The organism is Agarivorans sp. QJM3NY_25 (assembly GCF_050870875.2).
GTDB lineage: Bacteria > Pseudomonadota > Gammaproteobacteria > Enterobacterales > Celerinatantimonadaceae > Agarivorans.
In genome coordinates this window covers 3410694-3429970 of the sequence record NZ_CP194041.2, presented here as the reverse complement: position 1 = coordinate 3429970, position 19277 = coordinate 3410694, and the positions used below count along the sequence as shown (strand labels likewise).

The window sequence follows — 19277 nt, the reverse complement described above, 5'->3', positions numbered from 1 at the left end:
TAGTTACTTTCCGTTTCGAGCATCATGCTGTCATTGTGCCCGAGCACTGCTGTTGATACAAAATTAGTGTGAGCAAGATTAAAGGATACAAGATGTTAATGATTATTGTTTAAGGCAATGCTAAGGTGAATTTATCGATGAGGAGTTTCGTTTAATGATCGACTTTACGATTTGGCATGGTTTGTTGCTGTTGGGAGTTGGCTTGGTAGCAGGGGTCATCAATACTTTAGCGGGGGGCGGCTCAAATTTAACGCTACCAGCCTTAATGGTCATGGGAATGCCCGCCGAAATCGCCAATGCCACTAACCGTGTTGGTATTTTTTTACAATGCCTCACGGGAGCATTAGGTTTCAAGAAACATGGTCAATTAGATATCGAAGATGTGGTTCCTATCTTGTGGCCAACCATGGTGGGGGGATTATTTGGGGCCGTTGCTGCTTCTTATGCTCCCAGCTGGATCATTAAATATTTGTTGCTGGGTGCGATGTTGACGATGGCTGGACTGATACTGATTAAACCCAGTGTCGTTGCTGCGGAACCGGGAACCCAAGCTAAAAAAGTAAGGCAGACGCCCGCCGCCAAATGGAGTCTGGCCTTGTCTGGTTTTTACGGGGGCTTTGTTCAAGCGGGAGTCGGTTTCATATTGGTCGCGGCCTTAGCTGGCAGTCTACGCTACGATTTAGTGAGAGCAAATGCACTTAAGTTAGTTTGCACTTTGGCATTTACTAGCATTGCCTTGGTGATCTTTATTGTTCGTGACCAAGTGTTGTGGTTACCAGGGAGCGTATTAGCGGTGGGTTATATCATTGGCGCGCATTATGCGGTTAAATTTGCCATTAAGGCTGCCCCCACAACTTTGAAGTGGTTTTTATTTGTGATGACCTTAGTGGGCTGTGTTGCGGCGCTTTGGTTTTAATTTGGAAGCATGCTCATGAATCGTTTGTTACTGGTTTGCTTTAGTCTGCTGTTGATGTCTGCTTGCACTGCTAAGCCTGAGGGTATAGAGCCTGTAGACAACTTTGATTTGTCTCGTTATCTGGGGACTTGGTACGAAATTGCGCGCCTCGATCATTCCTTTGAGCGAGGCTTAAGCCAAGTGACTGCGACTTACAGTTTAGCTAGGGATGGCCGAGTGAGAGTGCTCAACAAAGGCTTCTCTGAGCAAAAACAAACTTGGTCTGAGGCGAAGGGCATCGCCAAGTTTGTCGATTCACCAAAGGTTGCGCATTTAAAAGTCTCTTTCTTTGGTCCTTTCTACGGAGCCTATGTGGTTTTTGTATTAGATAAAAACTATCAATATGCGTTGGTTGCTGGACCCAATCGAGATTATTTATGGATTTTGGCGCGTAATCCCGAGATCTCCCCTCAGCTTCGAATTGATTTATTAAAGAAAGCCAAAAGCTATGGTTTTGATACCAGTCAATTGATTTTTGTCGAACAACGCCGGCGACGATAAATCATTGTTGAATCAAATTTGGTGCTATTCCTGAGCTGAGAGTTATGCGCTTTATGAGCAATATAACAGTGTTGCATATTTTGATTTAGTCACGAGGGAACCATGATGTGGACTAAAGGTTTGGTTATACAACGTATTGATTGGAATGAACAATTATTTAGCTTACGGATAAAAGCCGATATTGAACCATTCACTGCCGGCCAGTTCATTAAGTTATCGGAAATGCGAGATGGAAAACGTATCGCTCGAGCTTATTCTTTGGTGAATCCTCCTGACAGTGATTATTTAGAGGTTTTAGCCATTAAAGTTGAGCAAGGTTTATTGTCGCCCAATCTACATTCCCTGCAGCTTGGCGATTGTATCGAAGTATCCAGCAGAGCCTCAGGCTTTATGGTTTTAGATGAAGTCCCTGAGGGGAAGCATCTATGGCTGCTCGGCAGTGGGACGGGGATTGGTCCATATTTTTCAATGTTAGAAACTGCTGCGGTATGGCAGCGCTTTGAAAAAATTGTATTAGTTTATGCCGTCAGTTACGCTCAAGATATCGCCTATCAACCGTTGATTGATAAATATAAAGCTCAATATGCAGAGCAATTTATTTTTCAAGCAATGGTGACTCGCGAAGTTTATCCTGATGCACTCAAGAGTCGTATTCCTTTGGCGATCGCCAATGGGGTTCTGGAGCGCGCCGTTGGTTTAGAGTTTAAGGTAGACAATTCGCAAGTGATCATCTGTGGAAATCCTGAGATGATCGCGGATGCACAGCGAGAGCTAGAGCATAAAGCTTTGATTAAAAACCTGCGCAGGAAGCCCGGACAGATCACCGTAGAGCGCTATTGGTAGTGTAGATTGACTTTATTGTGATAGAATCGCTTGAAAATTACACTGCGTTTACAGCTGCATTCAGTTTTGCGGCATGTAAAGCAAAGGAATCATTTGTCAGCTTTTTTTACACTTAGCGTTTAAAATATCAGGTTTGGTTTGTAAGTTATTGTTTAAATAGATTAATTATAGTTGGCTTGAAATTTGCTTTGTATGAAGCAGTGAAAGATTAAATTTTAATAGCAGGATGCTAGTTGGGAGGCGTTGTGTTTAAACATATTTTGTTAGTAGCAAGTTGTGCTTTATCTTTGTCGGCTGTTGCTGCAGAGCAAGTGTGGGATTTCGATGATGGAACTCTGTCCGGAACAAATTATGGCAATACGCTAGATTTAGATGGTTTGAGTGTTCAAGGTTGGTCCGATACCGGGACTCGTCGCGAAGATGAAACCTTAGCGAATACTCGATTGAGTTATAGCGATTATTGGGGCCTGATGTCTAAAAATCAGGACGAACGCTCTGGGTCACCGAGCCATGCTATCGACAGCTTTGGTAATGACCATGACATGGTGCTATTAAGCTTTGATCAGTCAGTTAACCTGTCTGGTTTTACGCTTGGTTGGGCCTATGAAGACTACGGTTATAGTTCATCAAGTAGTGCCGATGTTAGCGTTCTCGCCTATTCCGGTAGTGATACGCCAGTTTTATATGGCCAAACTTGGGACGATTTGGCTGGCTTGGGTTGGACCACCGAAGCGGAAGTTGCGGATGCAGATGAATTTGCCTATCAGGCCATTGATTCCAGTGCTAGCTCTAAATACTGGTTGATTGGGGCATACAATCCGATATTTGGAAGCTTCGGTTGGTCTGATAACAACGATGCCTTTAAATTAGCGGGGGCTAAGGCGACTCCAGGTGAAGATCCTTTACAACCAGCAACCAGTGTTCCTGAACCTGGCACGGTGATGTTGTTAGCCATGGGTCTATTTGGACTTGCTTTACGTAAGAACAAGCGCCAAGCATAATTTAACAGAACTCCTTTTTAGTTTAAAAATACGAAATACGCTGTATTTCGTATTTTTTTGTCTTTTTTTTGCTGCTTGTTCATTAGATACTGCTTGTTGAATCAATTGATTGTTCACGCGAAGTAAAGGAAATGCATGTTAAGAATGAATAAAACGATTATTGCTCTCACGCTGCTGTTAATGGGAAACGTTACCTTTGCCGACGAACAAACCAATAACTATGAACTGGCAGTTAAGGCTTATCAATTAGGTGACGAGAATGAAGCCTTCATTCATTTGAAAAATGCCTTAAAAGCAAATCCACAACATCTCTCTTCTAAATTGTTATTAGCTAAAGTGTATTTTAATGCAAATAACTTAGCTGCAGCAGAGGAGCAGTTAGAAGAAGCTTTATCTCTAGGTGCGGATATTAATCTGGTTCTCCCCTTGCTCGGTAACGTGCTATTGCTGCAAGGGAAAATTGACGCTGTGTTGGCGCTAGAGCAACGTTCTGCTGAGTTTTCAAAAAATAGTCAATTTGAATGGAAGCTATTACGTGGACGCATCTATTTACGCAAATCACAAGTTGAGCTCGCGAAGTTAGAATTTGAACAAGCACTGCAGTTAGCGCCGAATCAATCGAGTGCAATCAATACGCTGGCAACCCTTTATTTAGCTCAAAAGGAATACCTTTTAGCGGATAAATTAGTCACTCACTCCTTAGCAATTAACAATAATAATGAACGAACCTGGAAGTTGAAGGGTGATCTGGTCGCGGCTCAAGGCATGCTCGAGCAAGCTTTGGTGAGTTATGAACATGCTATTTCCATTGATCCAGAGGATCCTAAGATATTGCGTAGTTTGGTGATGACCAATCTTAAGTTGAATCGTCTTGAGCAAGCTAAGCATTACCTACAGCGTATTCAAAAACAAACCCCCAATGATCCGACTGCCATTCTGATCAATGCGACCTTACTCGCGAAGCAAGACGAATTTGAGCTTGCAGAGCAAAGCCTGGCCGAGTTATCCCAGAAAATTTCTGCAGCGGAAGGGAGTGAGTTAACTGACCCCAGTATGCTGCTGTTTATTCAAGGCGCATCGGAGTTTATTCGCCAGAATGATGAAAAAGCGCAACAGTATTTGAGTCAGTATTTGAAGGCAAAACCGAGTGACTTAGGGGCGACTCGAATGTTGGCCAAGGTTTACCTTCGCTCAGATCAGGCTTATAAATTGCAATTATTGCTACAAGATAATTTCGAATACATTCTTCCCGATCTGGGTTTATCAGCACAGTTGGTCTATTTGTATATTGAATCCGGACGAATTCGGGCGGCGCAACAAGCTTTTGAACAGATGCGGGCGTACCATAGTAAATCTAATTATATTGGTATTTTAGAAGCTGAGTTATTACGCGCGAGTGGGGAGCCTCAACAAGCATTTTTGCAGCTCACGTCTTTGCCTTATAGTGATGATCAATCGCCTTTAAAATGGTTGCAACTCAAAGGAGAGTTGGCTTTAGAAATTGATGATATAGATGCGGCGAAACTAAGCATCGATAGCCTGATTAAACGTAAGGTGAATACGACTCAGGCCCAAAATTTGATTGCCGCCTATTATATTAAGATGAATCAAGCTGATTTAGCTCTTCAATATCTAAATAAAGTATTAGCGAAAAGTCCAGAAAATATCAGTGCAATGTTTAATAAGGCGCTGATTTTTCAAACGAATAATGATCTTGACCAAGCCTTGACCATCTTTCAACAAATTCTAAAAATTGAACCTCAGCATTCACCGAGTCACTTAGTTGTCGCCCGTATTTACTTCCAACAACAAGCCTATGCTGATGCGACAGCTCAGCTAGATAAAGTATTGATATATGAGCCGGATAATCGTGTAGCGAAAGAGTTGAAATTAGATATTTATATGCAAACTCAACAATGGCCCTTAGCCTTAACTTTAGTGGAAAAGTTGAATAGAGAATATATTCTAAATGAGGCTTACCTGACTCGTTATGCCGAGATCTTGATACAATTAGAGCGCTATCAAGATACAGCCTACCCTTTAGGTTTGTTAGATAGTTTATGGAAGGAACAAGCCCCTAAACTGAAGTTGCTTGCAAGCTTGCAAGTAAGAGCGAAGGATCTTGATGGGGCGAAAGCGAGCTTGGCAAAAGCCCGCGCTTTAGCCCCAGAAGATATGTCAACCTTGCTCATGCAAGGGCAAATCGACTTGGCTCAAGCAAACATCGCCAGTGCTGAAGTTGTGGTGAGCCAATTGACAGAACAATTTGGTGAAAGCAGCGAATTATATGCTTTGCAAGGTGGCATATTTCTCGCTAAAGATGATCCCTTGGCTGCCCAGAAAGCTTATAGCCAAGCCTTGACTCTAAATAAATTTAATCGAGGTGCTGCAATTCATCTATATCAACTGGCGCAACAAAATATAGCAGTTGATGAGTTCACTGAACAGTTGGAAGGTTTACTTGATAACAGTTCGCAAATGGCTTGGCATCGCCGCTTGTTAGCCGATACTTATATGCGGCAAAAAAATTATGCCAAGGCCCAATCACACTATGAAGCCTTGCGTAAATTCCCAAGCCTAAAAGATGAGCCTAGTTTAATTAATAACTTGGCTAATATTTATGCGAAGAGTGATTTAGATAAGGCTTTTGCTTTGATCGAAATTAGCCTTCAACAAGGTAGTAAAAGTTCAGCGACGCTGGATACAATTGGTTGGATAGAAGCCCAGCGAAGTCACTTCGACCAAGCCTTGTTGTATTTGCGGGAAGCTTATACCACCGATTCCTCGGATCCAACGATTCGTTATCACCTTGCCTATGTTTTAGCCAAGCTAGGTCGTGTCACAGAGGCCAAAATTGAATTGAAATCGGCTTTGGCTATTGCGCAAAATTTTGCGGAATATGAAGACGCAAAACAATTGCTCAGCGATTTAGAAAAGAATAAAGCCTAATAAACAAAAGTCATCTGGGAGCGTCTTATACTCATAATCCGAGAGATGATACCCTCTCGGATTTTTTATTGCTGCTCCTTTGCCGTAACAGTGAATATTCGCCATGCGAGTGGGGCCATTAATCGCACTATTTAGTACATTCTTGGCGCTGTCGAATATGCAGCCTGTTGCGCGGGATCTGTCTGTTGAAGACGCTGTAAGTTTTTCAGCTTTACTTCGCAAAAGTAGATTTTTCGCTTGTCTACGGGTTTTTGATAACAAGAAAAACCGTTGTGCTATGCCATTTACTCTTTGAAATTAAATGGGGAAAAGGCTTAGCAAGTCCCAATAAGCACAGCCCAAGGAGCGGCTGGCGTAAATCGACTATTTGATTCGGCCAAACGAAGCAGGCCTAGAAATAAAAATGCCGTTCAAGAGCTATGAACGGCATGACTTGCTTGGTGAGCTTGCTAGTTGATCCGTTTGTACTTGATACGGTGCGGTTGAGCCGCAGCTTCACCAATGGTTTCTTTGAGCCACGCTTCATACTCGGTAAAGTTACCTGCATGGAAGTTCACCTGTCCCTCATCTCGGTAGTCGAGAATATGGGTAGCAATGCGGTCTAGGAACCAACGGTCATGTGAAATGACCATGGCACAGCCGGCAAACTCTAACAGTGCATTCTCCAGCGCACGTAGGGTTTCAATGTCTAAATCGTTGGTCGGTTCATCGAGCAGCAATACATTGCCACCCGCTTGTAATAACTTGGCTAAATGTAAACGCCCGCGCTCACCACCAGAGAGTTCTCCAACCCGTTTTTGCTGGTCGGAGCCTTTGAAGTTAAAACGTCCCACATAGGCTCGGCTTGGGATTTCGATATTACCGATCTTGAGAATATCGGAGCCTCCAGAGACCTCTTGCCAAACGCTTGCTTTATTGTCCATGTCATCACGAAACTGATCAACACTGGCAATTTGTACGGTATCTCCCACCTCGATATTCCCAGAATCTGCTTGTTCAACACCGGTAATCATTTTAAACAGAGTCGACTTACCTGCACCATTCGGTCCAATGATCCCAACAATAGCTCCCTTTGGAATGCTAAACGATAAGTCGTTAATCAGGACTCGACCATCGAAGGACTTACTGAGATTGGTAACATCAATCACCTTGTCGCCGAGTCGCTGGGCGGCAGGGATGAATAGCTCATTGGTTTCATTACGACTTTGGAAGCTTTGGTTATTTAGTTCTTCAAAACGAGCCATACGAGACTTACTCTTGCTTTGGCGACCTTTAGCATTAGAGCGAACCCATTCCAACTCTTTCTGAATCGATTTCATACGTGCTTTTTCTTGAGATGCTTCTTGGCTTAAGCGGTTTTCTTTTTGTTCTAGCCAAGAAGAGTAATTTCCTTCCCAAGGAATACCTTCACCGCGATCGAGTTCAAGGATCCAGCCAGCGACATTGTCGAGGAAGTACCGATCGTGGGTTACGGCAACAACGGTGCCTTCATAGTCATGTAAGAAACGCTCCAACCATGCGACGGACTCAGCATCCAAGTGGTTGGTTGGTTCATCGAGTAACAGCATGTCTGGTTTTTCTAGTAATAGTCGACATAAGGCGACGCGACGTCGCTCACCACCGGAAAGTTGTGCTATTTTTGCGTCCCAATCAGGGAGGCGTAATGCGTCGGCGGCACGCTCTAATTGGTTGTCGAGGCTATGCGCATCATGAGTGGCTAAGATAGCCTCCAATTCTCCTTGCTCTTGGGCGAGCGCATCAAAATCAGCGTCGGGTTCGGCGTAAGCTGCGTACACTTCATCGAGTCTAACTTGGGCGTTTTTAACCACCGCAACCGCTTCTTCTACAACTTCGCGAACCGTTTTGCTTAAATCCATTTGCGGTTCTTGAGGAAGGTAGCCAATTTTGGTCCCAGGGTTAGCACGGGCTTCACCTTCAATTTCAGTGTCGACCCCAGCCATAATGCGTAACAAGGTAGATTTACCTGCGCCATTTAAACCTAATACGCCAATTTTTGCGCCTGGGAAAAAGCTTAAGGAAATATTTTTTAGGATATGCTTTTTAGGGGGAACGATTTTACCAACACGGTTCATCGTATAAATAAATTGGGCCATTCGCCTTTCCTTTAAGATGTCTTAATAATTTGCTGTGTTTTGTAAAGATATAAACAGCTTCAATACCATAGGACGCTATGATACTGGCTTCGTTAAGGGATACTAGGGGAAGAATAATTTATTGTTTAAGTTTTTGAAGTGACATGATGGATCCTTCACGATGTTCTGAGCTTTATCATTTTCTTTATTCATTTAAAGCGTGTTCCAATTTATCGGTATTTAGTGTTATGTTTGTCATACATTTATCAGACTAAAGTTACTCATGAAACGAATGCTGTTTGCTTGCTTGGCTCTATGCTTAGCATTTTCTGCTGCTGCTCTCACCTATGACTTACCAAACGAAGGAAGCCGATTGATTGGCGGAAATCAGTGGCATACGGTACAAAAAGGTGAAACTGTTGCGATGATTGCCGAACATTATCAAGTCGGTTTTTTAGCGATGATGGCTGCCAATAAAAAGGTGGATCCCTTTCTCCCCAAACCGGGTACCAAGTTGTTGATCCCCACCCAAATTCTGTTACCGAATGCAGAATATCAAGGGGTGGTGGTTAACTTGGCTGAATTACGTTTGTACTATTTTCATCCTGATTCGCGCAAAGTAGATGTTTTTCCTATTGGCATCGGTCGGATCGGCAGAGAAACGCCGGAGATGAAAACCGTGGTTAGCCAAAAACGTGAAAAACCAACCTGGACTCCAACCCAAAATATCCGTAATGAATATGCAGCCAAAGGGGTGATTTTGCCAAAAGTGGTGCCAGCTGGGCCCGAAAATCCTCTCGGTGAATATGCATTAAGGCTTGCCTATGGAAGCGGCGAGTATTTAATCCATGGAACTAACAAAGAGTTTGGTGTGGGCTTAAGAGTGAGCTCTGGTTGTATTCGTTTATTTCCTAAGGATATCGAGTATTTATTTAAGCAGGTCGCGCTAAACACACCAGTCAGGATTATAGATCAATCTATCAAACATTCTGCTGAGCCCAATGGCGAATATTTACTTGAAGTACACCAACCTTTAAATCGTTCGATAGAAGAAGTACATCAAGCTACTTCTTTGAAGCTGACTCGCGAAGATATAAAGTTTGTGACGCAAACTGGCGTGGATAGTGCCATTGTGAATCAAGCGCTGAAAAATCAGCAAGGGATTGCCCTGTTGGTCGGCGAAAAACGCGGATAAAAAAAGGTGATGCTAAGCATCACCTTTGACTACATCAGCAGTTACTTACTTAGTGTAAGAAGATGCGATGTTGTTAATACGTTCGTTGGCACGCATCGCTTCAGCTTTTGCTTGATCAGCACTCATTTGAGCTGATTTGATGTCGCCACTTAAAGAGCTTTGCTCAGTACGAAGAGCTGCAACTTCGTTAGACAAGGCGTCTACTTTGTCGCTTAAAGATTGTACGTTGTTTTCTAGAGCTGTGGTGTTAGTACAACCCGCTAGTAAAATAGTAGAAGCAATAGCGCCTGCAACTAAAAACTTATTCATGGTAAGTCCGTCCTTTTTTATCAATTCTAGCGATCGATATTAGATCGTCGATTTGTTTATGCAAAGCCATTCACTGCGAGCAGTGAGCCGCTGCTATGATTATGGCTCAATAATATCAAGCTGCAAGCCTTTGTTGATAAAAGCAAAAGAAAATTGTGTGTAATACAGGTATTTAAGTCTCCCGGTAACAACTTATTAACATATTGATGGAGCCTTTCAAAAAATATGTTAATACAAACGCATTGTTCAGATTTTGTGAATATTGGCAACTTTATTTAAGCCGCTTTATCAACTCTCTAAGCATAGACATCAAGTATTCGCTAAGCCACGCACTGCGTTGTGCTTAGCAAGATGAAAAATGTTTATTGGCGTAAAAGTTAAGTCGCAAGCGTTCTGCTACTGAGTTGCAGGCACTGAAATGCCCGCTTGTTCCCCTTGCTGGTTGAGCTAAGTGGATTTTTATTGAGCTAGGAGATATGTAGCTTGCTTCATCTGCGTTAACCTTGGTCGCTGTTCTTTGTAAAAAGGTTGCTACTGCAGTTTACTCGTGTTTCGGCTGATTGCCGTTGTGCGTAGATTGATCGACAATGCCGATGATTTGCATCATCTGCTTTGTTTAAATGCCATCATGACAGATGCTTAATCGTCCTTAAATAGTCTGAGCGGGTATAGCTAATTAGCTTTTGTTAGAAGTTTTTTAAAGGTGAATAAATTTCATAAACTTTAAAGCAAGTGAGTAAAAAATTGCTTATTCTCGCTAGAAATCTCATCATACTTCGGTGAAGATGAGTGAAGTATTGGCTTGAATGCTCCTTTGTGGTGACCGTTTATAAGCTAAAATTTTACTGTGATCTGTAAGGGACTCAGGTTAGAATGCGCCTTCGCAAAATCACCCACCAACATGTTATATAAGAGTCAGGAGATACTGATGTTAAAGCGTGATATGAATATCGCCGATTACGATGCCGAACTATGGCAAGCCATTACGAAAGAAGAAGTTCGCCAAGAAGAGCATATCGAATTGATTGCTTCTGAGAACTATGCCAGCCCACGTGTAATGGAAGCACAAGGCTCTTACCTCACTAACAAGTACGCTGAAGGTTACCCTGGTAAGCGTTACTATGGTGGTTGTGAGTATGTTGACCAAGCAGAAATGCTCGCGATTGAGCGTGCAAAAAAATTGTTTGGTGCCGATTATGCTAACGTTCAACCTCACGCTGGTTCACAAGCAAACTCAGCTGTTTTTATGGCTTTACTGAATGCGGGTGATACGGTTTTAGGAATGAGCTTAGCGCACGGTGGTCATTTAACTCACGGTGCGAGCGTTAGCTTCTCTGGTAAAATCTATAATGCTGTTCAGTATGGCATTAATCCAGAAACTGGTGAGTTAGATTATGAAGAAGTTGAGCGCTTAGCAAAACAACATAAACCTAAAATGATTATAGCTGGTTTCTCTGCATATTCAGGGGTCGTTGATTGGCAACGCTTCCGTGATATCGCGGATCAAGTCGGAGCTTACCTATTTGTAGATATGGCCCACATTGCTGGTTTGGTCGCTGCAGGTTTATATCCAAACCCAGTGCCAATTGCTGATGTGGTGACAACCACAACGCATAAAACTTTAGCGGGTCCGCGCGGTGGTTTGATTTTGGCTCGTGCTAACGAAGCCATTGAGAAAAAGCTAAATTCATCGGTATTTCCCGGTGGTCAAGGTGGTCCTTTGATGCATGTGATCGCTGCTAAAGCGGTCGCTTTTAAAGAAGCGATGGAGCCAGAGTTCAAGCAATACCAACAGCGCGTCTTAGATAACGCTAAAGCGATGGTTGCGGTGATGCAAGAGCGTGGTTATAAAATCGTGTCAAATGGTACTGAAAACCATTTGTTCTTGGTCGATTTAATCGACAAAGATATTACGGGCAAAGATGCTGACGCAGCTCTGGGTCGCGCCAATATTACGGTGAACAAAAACTCGGTGCCAAATGATCCTCGTTCACCTTTTGTGACCAGTGGTTTACGTATTGGTACTCCAGCAATTACTCGTCGCGGTATTGATGTCGCAGCTGCAAAAGAGCTTGCGGGCTGGATGTGTGATGTACTGGATAATTTACAAGATGATACTGTTATTGAGCGTGTCAAAGGCCAAGTGTTAGAACTTTGCCAACGTTTCCCTGTCTATGGTTAAGTAGCCAGTGAAATAGTTAGGGACTAACAGTGTTAAAAAAGGAGGCTTTGAGCCTCCTTTTTTTATTGGTGTGAAAAATAGACTTTGTTGTCAACAACTACTATTGTTTAATTTATTACTAGTGGGTTGAGTTCAGTAATGATACTACTTTATTATTGGTGCTATTTTTGCTTGTTATCTCAAATAGTAAGGAACAGTCAAATTACTACCGTGGTTGGTCAATTCTAAGAGAGAGAAATGTAATGGATATGAGCACTTTAAAAAATGCAAAGCGTTTGGTGATCCTACAGTTGTTTATTTGGGGGGCTTTTATGTTGTTAGTGCTTGCTAATTAGCGAAGGTAAACCGCTATCGTGCATTTTTATATGTGCAGTCTAGCTATTTTCGTCGAGCTGCTTGCATACGGCGGCGTTCGCTATCCTACTCTTTAACTTTCAGTCTTCGGGTTCGAGCCTTACAGGTTTATGTCTCGTAGGTTAAACTATGCATCTTCATTGTATCAATGCCTCGTATTTAGAATTAATCATGCGGTGATATTTTTAGCTGGCTAATTATTTTGCCGTGATCAAAGCTACGCTATCCCAATGGCCTTACTACCAGAGCTTGTTGCTCTTTATAAACATGTAATTCTTATCCTTCTCAGGGTGGGCGAGAGCGTGAATGCCGATTCATTGAGCAAGGTGATTGTGTTGCCATCAATATTTGAAACCGACTGTGTAAATTATCCATTTAGTGTGCAACTACTGTTTGAGCATCGATCAGAGTCAGCTCCAATAAAGTTGGCTTCCTCCTTGGTGATTCTTTTAATAAGAGGATTACTTTTGGTCGAACTGGAGTGAGTAAAGCTTATAGTCAAATATACTCGTAATAGTGGTAAGCATATTCTAAATATATCTAGTTAGTTGATGCTGTGCTTGGAATCGTTGAGTTGTGAGCATTATTATTTGGCTAAATATAGGTATTTACTGTTGTAGATGAGCGCTATTTTGGAACGAGCTGATAAACTATGTATGGTGTGATTCATCAGTGCGAATGATTTTAAGCTGCAAAATATTCCTCACTTAGCTTATAGCGAGCCTGTACCTTCGTTGCCTAACCGGATAAAATCACGGCAGGTTTTTTAAAGGTTATGCGCATGTACTGTCCATTTTGTTCCGCTCATGAAACTAAAGTTATTGATTCTCGTTTGGTTGCTGATGGCCACCAAGTGCGCAGACGTCGAGAATGTTTAGAGTGTCATGAGCGTTTTACCTCATTTGAAGTCGCGGAACTGGTGATGCCCCGAGTTATCAAAGGCAACGGTATTCGCGAACCTTTTAATGAAGAGAAAATGCGCTCAGGTATGATGCGCGCGCTAGAAAAGCGTCCTGTGAGTGTTGATCAGGTTGAACAAGCGGTGAACAAAATAAAGTCTCACCTTCGAGCCACTGGTGAGCGAGAAGTCGAGACCAAACTGATTGGTAAGGTGGTGATGGAGCAGTTGATCATGTTGGATAAAGTCGCTTATGTGCGGTTTGCATCGGTTTATCATTCTTTTGAAGACATTAAAGAGTTTAGCGAAGAGATTGCTAAGTTGGAAAAGTAGCGAATGTTTTCTGCACTTGATTGTCAATTTATGGCTCGGGCGATAGCCTTAGCGAAGCTGGGCCGATATACCACGGCACCAAATCCTAACGTTGGTTGTGTCATTGTTAAAGATGGTCGTATCATCGGTGAAGGTTACCATCGACAAGCGGGTCAAGGACACGCTGAGGTAAACGCAGTTACGGATGCAAAACAAGCCGGTTTCAGCCTTGATGGCGCGTGTTGTTATGTCACCTTAGAACCTTGTAGCCATGTAGGTCGAACTGGTTCTTGTGCTGCCATGATCGTCGAGCTAGGGATCACGGAAGTGGTAATTGCTATGATTGATCCCAACCCACAAGTGGCGGGCAAGGGAATTGCCATGCTCGAACAGGCAGGCGTTAAGGTTCGTCTTGGCTTAATGGAATCGGCGGCTCGTGCGTTAAATCCTGGCTTCTTGAGCCGAGTTGAGCGAAAGCGACCCTTTGTACGCTTAAAGCTAGCGGGTTCTATCGATGCTAAAACGGCATTAGCCAATGGTGAAAGTCAGTGGATTACCTCGACTCATGCCCGCAGTGATGTGCAACGAGAGCGGGCTGCTAGTCACGCTATATTATCCACTGCAACAACTGTCATTCGGGATAACGCAAGTTTAAATGTACGTCATCATCAACTGGGCAGCTTGGCTGAACAGCTCGATCGATCGACCTTACGCCAGCCGCTTAGGGTGATTATCGATCGTCAGCAACGCTTGAACTCTGCGCCAAAAACACTGGATATTTTTAAGGACCCATCATCGCTATGCTTGGCTGGGTTTGCTGAGCAAAACCAACTTGATGTGGCGAAACAATTCACAATTGCTAAGGGTGAGCATTGGTTAGAGCGCCTTATGGCAGCTTTAGCTTCCGCGGAGATTAATGACTTGTGGGTCGAAGCTGGGGCCAGTTTGGCGGCAGCTTTACTCAAAGCAAATTTGGTTGACCAGTTGATTGTTTATCAGGCGGGGCTACTGATGGGCGCGGATGCTCAAAGTTTGGTGGCTCTTAACGGATACCAACAGATGAAGCAGCTTCAATCTTGGCGTTGCCTAGATATTCGTCGTATTGGTCCAGACACAAAAACCATCTGGGTTCCCCAGAATGAGGAAGCGTAATAATAATGTTTACTGGTATCATTGAAGCTCTCGGTGAAATAAAGAGCTTGGAGCATCGTCAGGGTGATGTACGTTTGAGAATTGCCTGCGCCAAGCTAAATATGGAAGATGTTTGTTTAGGGGATAGTATTGCAGTTAACGGGATTTGTTTAACTGTGGTTGAGTATGGCGGACAATATTTTTGTGCAGATGTCTCAACTGAAACCTTGAGTCTAACTTCTTTAGCTGGTTGTAAGCAGGGTGATAAAGTGAACTTGGAAAAGGCGATGTTAGCCACAAGTCGCTTTGGGGGACATATTGTTAGTGGACATGTGGATGGTTTAGCCGAAGTACTTAGTATTAGTCCTAGTGCCCGTGCGGTGAACATTTGGCTACAAGTCCCCAAGGATCTCGCGCGTTATATTGCCCATAAGGGTTCGGTCACTGTCGATGGCATTAGTCTCACGGTGAATGAGGTCAATCAGCAACAGTTGCGCCTGACTATCATTCCGCATACAGCTGAACAAACAACCATTGCAAATTGGTCTGTAGGTCAAAAAATTAACTTGGAAGTCGATGTCATCGCTCGCTATGTGGAGCGATTATTTGGTTACGCAGAAGAGAATAAATCATCATCGAAGATCGATGCTGCATTTCTAGCGCAACATGGTTTTGTGAAATAAAGCGGTGCCTAGTGCTCCAAAGGCTAGCACGCTAAATAGGCCCCCTTATTAAGTTTAGAAGGTTTGTTATGTCATTAAGCAGTATTGAAGAAATTATTGAAGATTTACGCCATGGAAAAATGGTGGTGCTCATGGATGATGAAGATCGTGAGAACGAAGGCGATATTATTATGGCCGCAGACATGGTGACCCCAGAAGCGATCAATTTTATGGCTACCCATGGTCGCGGTCTAATTTGTTTACCCATGACGAGACAGCGTTGTCAGCAATTAAAATTGCCACTGATGGTGGATGTAAACACCGAACAATTTTCAACTAATTTTACCGTTTCTATTGAAGCGGCAGAAGGTGTAACTACCGGCATTTCAGCCGCCGATCGTGCTCGCACTGTGCAAGCCGCCGTGGCTGCGAATGCTGGGCCTGCGGACATCGTGATGCCTGGGCATATCTTTCCTTTAATGGCCCAAGAAGGTGGGGTGCTAACCCGTGCCGGGCATACTGAAGCGGGGGTCGATCTCGCGCGTTTAGCCGGGCGAGAACCAGCAGCGGTGATTGTTGAAGTTTTGAATCAAGATGGCAGCATGGCTCGTCGCCCAGATCTAGAAGTGTTTTGCCAGCAACATGGTTTAAAAATAGGCACAATCGCTGACTTAATCGAATATCGTAACAATCATGAAACCACCATTGAGCGAGTAGCTGAGTGTGAAATGCCAACCCGTTACGGTAATTTCAAATTGATTAGCTACCGAGATACCATCGATAACAAAGTTCATTTTGTGATGCAAGCGGGTGAAGTACAAGCCGAGCAAGCAAGCCTAGTGAGAGTTCATTTACATAATCCTTTCAGCGACTTACTGGCAAGTGATCGGGCCGGGAAAATGAGTTGGCCACTTGATAAAGCCTTAGCCAAAATCGCCGATGAGAAAGGGATATTAGTATTACTGAGTACCGACGATAATGGTGATAATTTGCTTGAACAGGTGAAAGCTTTTGCTTTGCAAGATATCGGTGAAACACCAGCCCCAAAAGAAGCTCAAAGTGCTTCGCGAATGGTGGGCGTTGGTTCGCAGATTTTAGCTGATCTTGGGGTAAGTAAAATGCGCTTGTTGAGTTCACCTAAGCGTTATCACGCCCTCTCTGGGTTTGGCCTTGAGGTGGTTGAATATATCGACCAAGAATAGCTCGCACAAATTTGAGCAAATGAATTAAATTACCAGTCTATCCTTATTGTTGTGCTAGAATAGCGCGATTTTTTTGATGGACTCAAAGAAAAGGCAAAAGATTTATGAAAGTAATAGAGGCAAATTTAGCGGCTCCGAATGCTAAAGTCGCGATTGTTATTGCTCGTTTTAACAGCTTCATTAATGAGAATTTGTTATCAGGGGCTGTGGACACATTGACCCGCCAAGGTGGTTTGAATGACGATAATATTACCGTTGTTCGCGTCCCGGGCGCTGTAGAAATTCCTTTAGCAGCCAAGCGTATCGCCGCATCTAAAAAGTACGATGCAATTATTGCTTTAGGTACCGTGATTCGTGGCGGTACTTACCACTTTGAACTGGTGTCTAATGAATGTCATAAGGGCTTGGCTCAAGTGATGTTGGAGTTTGATATTCCGGTATCGTTTGGAGTGTTAACTACCGAGTCTATTGAACAGGCGATTGAACGCGCTGGTACTAAAATGGGTAATAAAGGTACTGAAGCCGCCCTAAGCGCTTTAGAAATGATTAACTTAGTTAATCAGATAGAAGTTTAAATTGAGGATCTCTCTGTGAAACCAGCTGCACGTCGTAAAGCTAGGCAATTTGCTACTCAGGCAATTTATCAATGGCAAGTGACCAAGGACAGCGTTGCTACTATCGAACATCAGTTCTTAACCGAACAGGATATGAGTAAAGCCGATGTTCCTTATTTTTCTACTTTAATTGCTGGTGTTGTTGGCAATAGTGATAAGCTGGATGCAGCGATGAGTTCATCGTTATCGCGTAAGTTAGAAGAGTTAGATTTAGTTGAACACGCAATTTTATTGATTGGTGTTTATGAGTTGTTGATGGTAACCGATGTTCCACCCAAAGTGGTCATCAATGAAGCGATTGAACTCGCAAAGTCTTTTGCTGCCGAAGATAGCCATAAATTTGTGAATGGCGTATTAGATAAAGTACTTCGTTTACAACAATTTAAGTCATAGTTTTATGCGTTCTTCGTCACCTCTTGGTGAATTTGATATTATCGAAAAGTATTTCCAGCAAAGTAAGTTGCGCCAAGATGTATTGCTTGGTGTTGGCGACGATGCGGCGCTGGTGATACCCGCAGAAAACAGTCAGATTGCAATCTCAACCGATACCTTGGTTGAAGGCGTACATTTTTTCTCTGATATTCCTCCGCATGCTCTCGGCCATAAAGCTCTCGCTGTGAATTTGAGTGATATGGCAGCGATGGGAGCGGAACCGCGTTGGGTGACTCTGGCTATCACTTTACCGGGTGTAGATGAAGCTTGGTTAGAGCAGTTTTGCAGCGGATTCTTTGACTTGGCCGAATACTTTAATGTCAGTTTAATTGGTGGTGATACGACCAAGGGGCCATTAAGTATTACGGTGACTGTTCATGGTATTGTTCCTGCAGGAAAAGCCTTATATCGCAGTGGTGCTAAGCCCGGAGACCGAGTTTATGTTACCGGGAGTCTGGGTGACTCGGGCCTTGCATTAGCGCATTTACAGCAGCAATTGTCTTTGACGCCTCAACAATTAGAGTTGAGTTTAAAACGACATTATTATCCTCTTCCTCGGGTATTAGCAGGTTATGGTTTACGTGATGTAGCTAGCGCAGCGATCGATATTTCTGATGGTTTATATAATGACTTGCAACATATTCTTAGACAGAGTCACTGTTCAGCGACTTTGAATTTGGAGCATATCCCTATGTCAGAAACGCTTAGCGAAGCGGTTGGGGTCGATCGGGGTTTACAATTTGCTTTAACTGGCGGAGAAGACTACGAGTTATGCTTTACCGTGCCAGAATCTAACAAGGGCTCCTTAGAAACCGCTTTAGCCTATAGTGGTGTTCCCTACACGGTGATTGGCCAATTAGCTCCCGGTACCGGTGAAATTAGACTGCACTACCAAGAGCAACCCTATCATCTGGAAGGGCTGGGTTGGGATCATTTTAGTCATGAAAACAAATAAGTCGTACTAATGGATAATCCTGTCGCTAAATTAAATTTACGTCACCCCTTACATTTGTGTGCGGTGGGTTTAGGCAGTGGTCTTGCCCCTAAAGCACCCGGTACTTTTGGTACCTTGGCGGCGATTCCTTTCTACCTATTGCTCGCCCAATTACCGTTATGGCTATATTTGGCTGTATTGTTATTGTCGTTTATTTTCGGTATTTGGTGTTGCAATAAGGCGAGTCAAGCAATGGGCGTGCATGATCATGGCGCCATTGTTTGGGATGAGTTTGTCGGCTACTGGATTACCATGATTGCAGTACCACTTTCTCCGCTGGCGGTGGGTTTAGGTTTTGTGCTGTTTCGAGTCTTCGATATATGGAAACCTTGGCCGATTAAACTACTTGATAAAAAGGTACACGGTGGCTTTGGGATCATGATTGATGATGTGTTAGCGGGTATTTTTGCGGCCATTTGTTTACAACTCATACTCCCTGTATTCGCTTAATACGCCTTCAGTCATACTTCTTGTGCCAGCTATCGCTATTGTTGAACCGAAGCAGACAAGCAAAGTAGCATGCGCATAAAATCTACCTTCTTCCTAAGGTTTGAGTATATACTCTATTTTGGACGTCAGTTGTTCAATAACTATGGCGCTACGTCACTCGTAAAATCTCATATTTATTTCAATTTTTCCAAACCAGTATT

The 19277-nt window shown here is 43.3% G+C and carries 17 protein-coding genes; 15 read left to right on the top strand and 2 right to left on the bottom strand.

All coding sequences use genetic code 11. From position 1 onward, the window contains the following. Positions 1-154: 154 nt before the first annotated feature. The 5 genes from ACRRSW_RS15725 to prsT all read left to right on the top strand — a co-directional run bounded on the left by ACRRSW_RS15725 (position 155) and on the right by prsT (position 6249). The gene (locus ACRRSW_RS15725) at positions 155-916 is read left to right on the top strand and encodes a sulfite exporter TauE/SafE family protein (RefSeq protein ID WP_432459818.1); all 762 of its coding nucleotides are present in this window, start codon (positions 155-157) and stop codon (positions 914-916) included. A gap of 15 nt (positions 917-931) precedes the next feature. Then, a complete protein-coding gene (locus tag ACRRSW_RS15720; RefSeq protein WP_432459817.1) occupies positions 932-1456 on the top strand; it encodes a lipocalin family protein in 525 nt (174 codons plus the stop codon). A 105-nt stretch (positions 1457-1561) separates the two neighbouring features. Continuing rightward, positions 1562-2299 (top strand): ferredoxin--NADP reductase, encoded by a 738-nt coding sequence (locus tag ACRRSW_RS15715; protein ID WP_432461127.1) that lies wholly within the window; start codon positions 1562-1564, stop codon positions 2297-2299. A 245-nt stretch (positions 2300-2544) separates the two neighbouring features. After that, complete coding sequence (gene xdp1 / locus ACRRSW_RS15710; RefSeq protein WP_432459816.1) at positions 2545-3300, top strand: exosortase-dependent surface protein XDP1; 756 nt, start codon at positions 2545-2547, stop codon at positions 3298-3300. 135 nt (positions 3301-3435) lie between these two features. Next, positions 3436-6249 carry an XrtA/PEP-CTERM system TPR-repeat protein PrsT gene (prsT, locus tag ACRRSW_RS15705; protein WP_439037761.1) on the top strand — a complete coding sequence of 938 codons (2814 nt, stop codon included), beginning with the start codon at positions 3436-3438 and terminating at the stop codon, positions 6247-6249. 449 nt (positions 6250-6698) lie between these two features. On the opposite strand, the gene ettA is transcribed toward prsT, so the two are convergent. Next, the gene (ettA, locus tag ACRRSW_RS15700) at positions 6699-8363 is read right to left on the bottom strand and encodes an energy-dependent translational throttle protein EttA (protein WP_432452302.1); all 1665 of its coding nucleotides are present in this window, start codon (positions 8361-8363) and stop codon (positions 6699-6701) included. A gap of 262 nt (positions 8364-8625) precedes the next feature. Here ettA and ACRRSW_RS15695 point away from each other — a divergent pair, with 262 nt between their 5' ends. Next, positions 8626-9537 carry a L,D-transpeptidase family protein gene (locus ACRRSW_RS15695; RefSeq protein WP_432459814.1) on the top strand — a complete coding sequence of 304 codons (912 nt, stop codon included), beginning with the start codon at positions 8626-8628 and terminating at the stop codon, positions 9535-9537. Positions 9538-9582: 45 nt separating this feature from the next. Here ACRRSW_RS15695 and ACRRSW_RS15690 read toward each other — a convergent pair whose 3' ends face one another. Beyond that, positions 9583-9846: an Lpp/OprI family alanine-zipper lipoprotein gene (locus ACRRSW_RS15690; protein WP_432452304.1), complete on the bottom strand. Its 264-nt coding sequence runs from the start codon at positions 9844-9846 to the stop codon at positions 9583-9585. Positions 9847-10774: 928 nt separating this feature from the next. Between ACRRSW_RS15690 and glyA the strand changes: the two genes are divergently transcribed. From glyA to ACRRSW_RS15645, 9 genes are all read left to right on the top strand, one after another. Next, positions 10775-12028 (top strand): serine hydroxymethyltransferase, encoded by a 1254-nt coding sequence (glyA, locus tag ACRRSW_RS15685; RefSeq protein ID WP_432459813.1) that lies wholly within the window; start codon positions 10775-10777, stop codon positions 12026-12028. Between the two features lie 1135 nt (positions 12029-13163). Continuing rightward, on the top strand, positions 13164-13613 hold the full coding sequence (gene nrdR / locus ACRRSW_RS15680; protein ID WP_432452306.1) for a transcriptional regulator NrdR: 450 nt from the start codon (positions 13164-13166) through the stop codon (positions 13611-13613). A 3-nt stretch (positions 13614-13616) separates the two neighbouring features. Continuing rightward, on the top strand, positions 13617-14744 hold the full coding sequence (gene ribD, locus ACRRSW_RS15675) for a bifunctional diaminohydroxyphosphoribosylaminopyrimidine deaminase/5-amino-6-(5-phosphoribosylamino)uracil reductase RibD (protein ID WP_432452307.1): 1128 nt from the start codon (positions 13617-13619) through the stop codon (positions 14742-14744). A gap of 5 nt (positions 14745-14749) precedes the next feature. Beyond that, positions 14750-15406, top strand: coding sequence for a riboflavin synthase (locus ACRRSW_RS15670; RefSeq protein ID WP_432452308.1), 657 nt, complete (start codon positions 14750-14752; stop codon positions 15404-15406). Between the two features lie 68 nt (positions 15407-15474). Further along, the gene (ribBA, locus tag ACRRSW_RS15665; protein ID WP_432452309.1) at positions 15475-16587 is read left to right on the top strand and encodes a bifunctional 3,4-dihydroxy-2-butanone-4-phosphate synthase/GTP cyclohydrolase II; all 1113 of its coding nucleotides are present in this window, start codon (positions 15475-15477) and stop codon (positions 16585-16587) included. 104 nt (positions 16588-16691) lie between these two features. Beyond that, entirely contained in the window at positions 16692-17162 is a 471-nt protein-coding gene (ribH, locus tag ACRRSW_RS15660; RefSeq protein WP_432452310.1) for a 6,7-dimethyl-8-ribityllumazine synthase, read from the top strand. A 15-nt stretch (positions 17163-17177) separates the two neighbouring features. Continuing rightward, the gene (gene nusB, locus ACRRSW_RS15655; RefSeq protein ID WP_432452311.1) at positions 17178-17594 is read left to right on the top strand and encodes a transcription antitermination factor NusB; all 417 of its coding nucleotides are present in this window, start codon (positions 17178-17180) and stop codon (positions 17592-17594) included. Between the two features lie 4 nt (positions 17595-17598). Continuing rightward, positions 17599-18588, top strand: coding sequence for a thiamine-phosphate kinase (gene thiL / locus ACRRSW_RS15650; RefSeq protein ID WP_432452312.1), 990 nt, complete (start codon positions 17599-17601; stop codon positions 18586-18588). A 9-nt stretch (positions 18589-18597) separates the two neighbouring features. Further along, complete coding sequence (locus ACRRSW_RS15645; RefSeq protein ID WP_432459812.1) at positions 18598-19077, top strand: phosphatidylglycerophosphatase A family protein; 480 nt, start codon at positions 18598-18600, stop codon at positions 19075-19077. The last annotated feature ends 200 nt before the right edge of the window (positions 19078-19277 follow it).

Excerpts from the sequence above, each read along its gene's own strand:
- ribBA (WP_432452309.1), top strand. The coding sequence starts at position 15,475 with ATGTCATTAAGCAGTATTGAAGAAATTATTGAAGATTTACGCCATGGA.
- ribH (WP_432452310.1), top strand. The coding sequence starts at position 16,692 with ATGAAAGTAATAGAGGCAAATTTAGCGGCTCCGAATGCTAAAGTCGCG.
- nrdR (WP_432452306.1), top strand. The coding sequence starts at position 13,164 with ATGTACTGTCCATTTTGTTCCGCTCATGAAACTAAAGTTATTGATTCT.
- ribD (WP_432452307.1), top strand. The coding sequence starts at position 13,617 with ATGTTTTCTGCACTTGATTGTCAATTTATGGCTCGGGCGATAGCCTTA.
- ACRRSW_RS15725 (WP_432459818.1), top strand. The coding sequence starts at position 155 with ATGATCGACTTTACGATTTGGCATGGTTTGTTGCTGTTGGGAGTTGGC.
- thiL (WP_432452312.1), top strand. The coding sequence starts at position 17,599 with ATGCGTTCTTCGTCACCTCTTGGTGAATTTGATATTATCGAAAAGTAT.
- prsT (WP_439037761.1), top strand. The coding sequence starts at position 3,436 with ATGTTAAGAATGAATAAAACGATTATTGCTCTCACGCTGCTGTTAATG.
- ACRRSW_RS15690 (WP_432452304.1), bottom strand. The coding sequence starts at position 9,846 with ATGAATAAGTTTTTAGTTGCAGGCGCTATTGCTTCTACTATTTTACTA.
- ettA (WP_432452302.1), bottom strand. The coding sequence starts at position 8,363 with ATGGCCCAATTTATTTATACGATGAACCGTGTTGGTAAAATCGTTCCC.
- glyA (WP_432459813.1), top strand. The coding sequence starts at position 10,775 with ATGTTAAAGCGTGATATGAATATCGCCGATTACGATGCCGAACTATGG.
- ACRRSW_RS15670 (WP_432452308.1), top strand. The coding sequence starts at position 14,750 with ATGTTTACTGGTATCATTGAAGCTCTCGGTGAAATAAAGAGCTTGGAG.
- ACRRSW_RS15695 (WP_432459814.1), top strand. The coding sequence starts at position 8,626 with ATGAAACGAATGCTGTTTGCTTGCTTGGCTCTATGCTTAGCATTTTCT.
- ACRRSW_RS15720 (WP_432459817.1), top strand. The coding sequence starts at position 932 with ATGAATCGTTTGTTACTGGTTTGCTTTAGTCTGCTGTTGATGTCTGCT.
- ACRRSW_RS15645 (WP_432459812.1), top strand. The coding sequence starts at position 18,598 with ATGGATAATCCTGTCGCTAAATTAAATTTACGTCACCCCTTACATTTG.
- ACRRSW_RS15715 (WP_432461127.1), top strand. The coding sequence starts at position 1,562 with ATGTGGACTAAAGGTTTGGTTATACAACGTATTGATTGGAATGAACAA.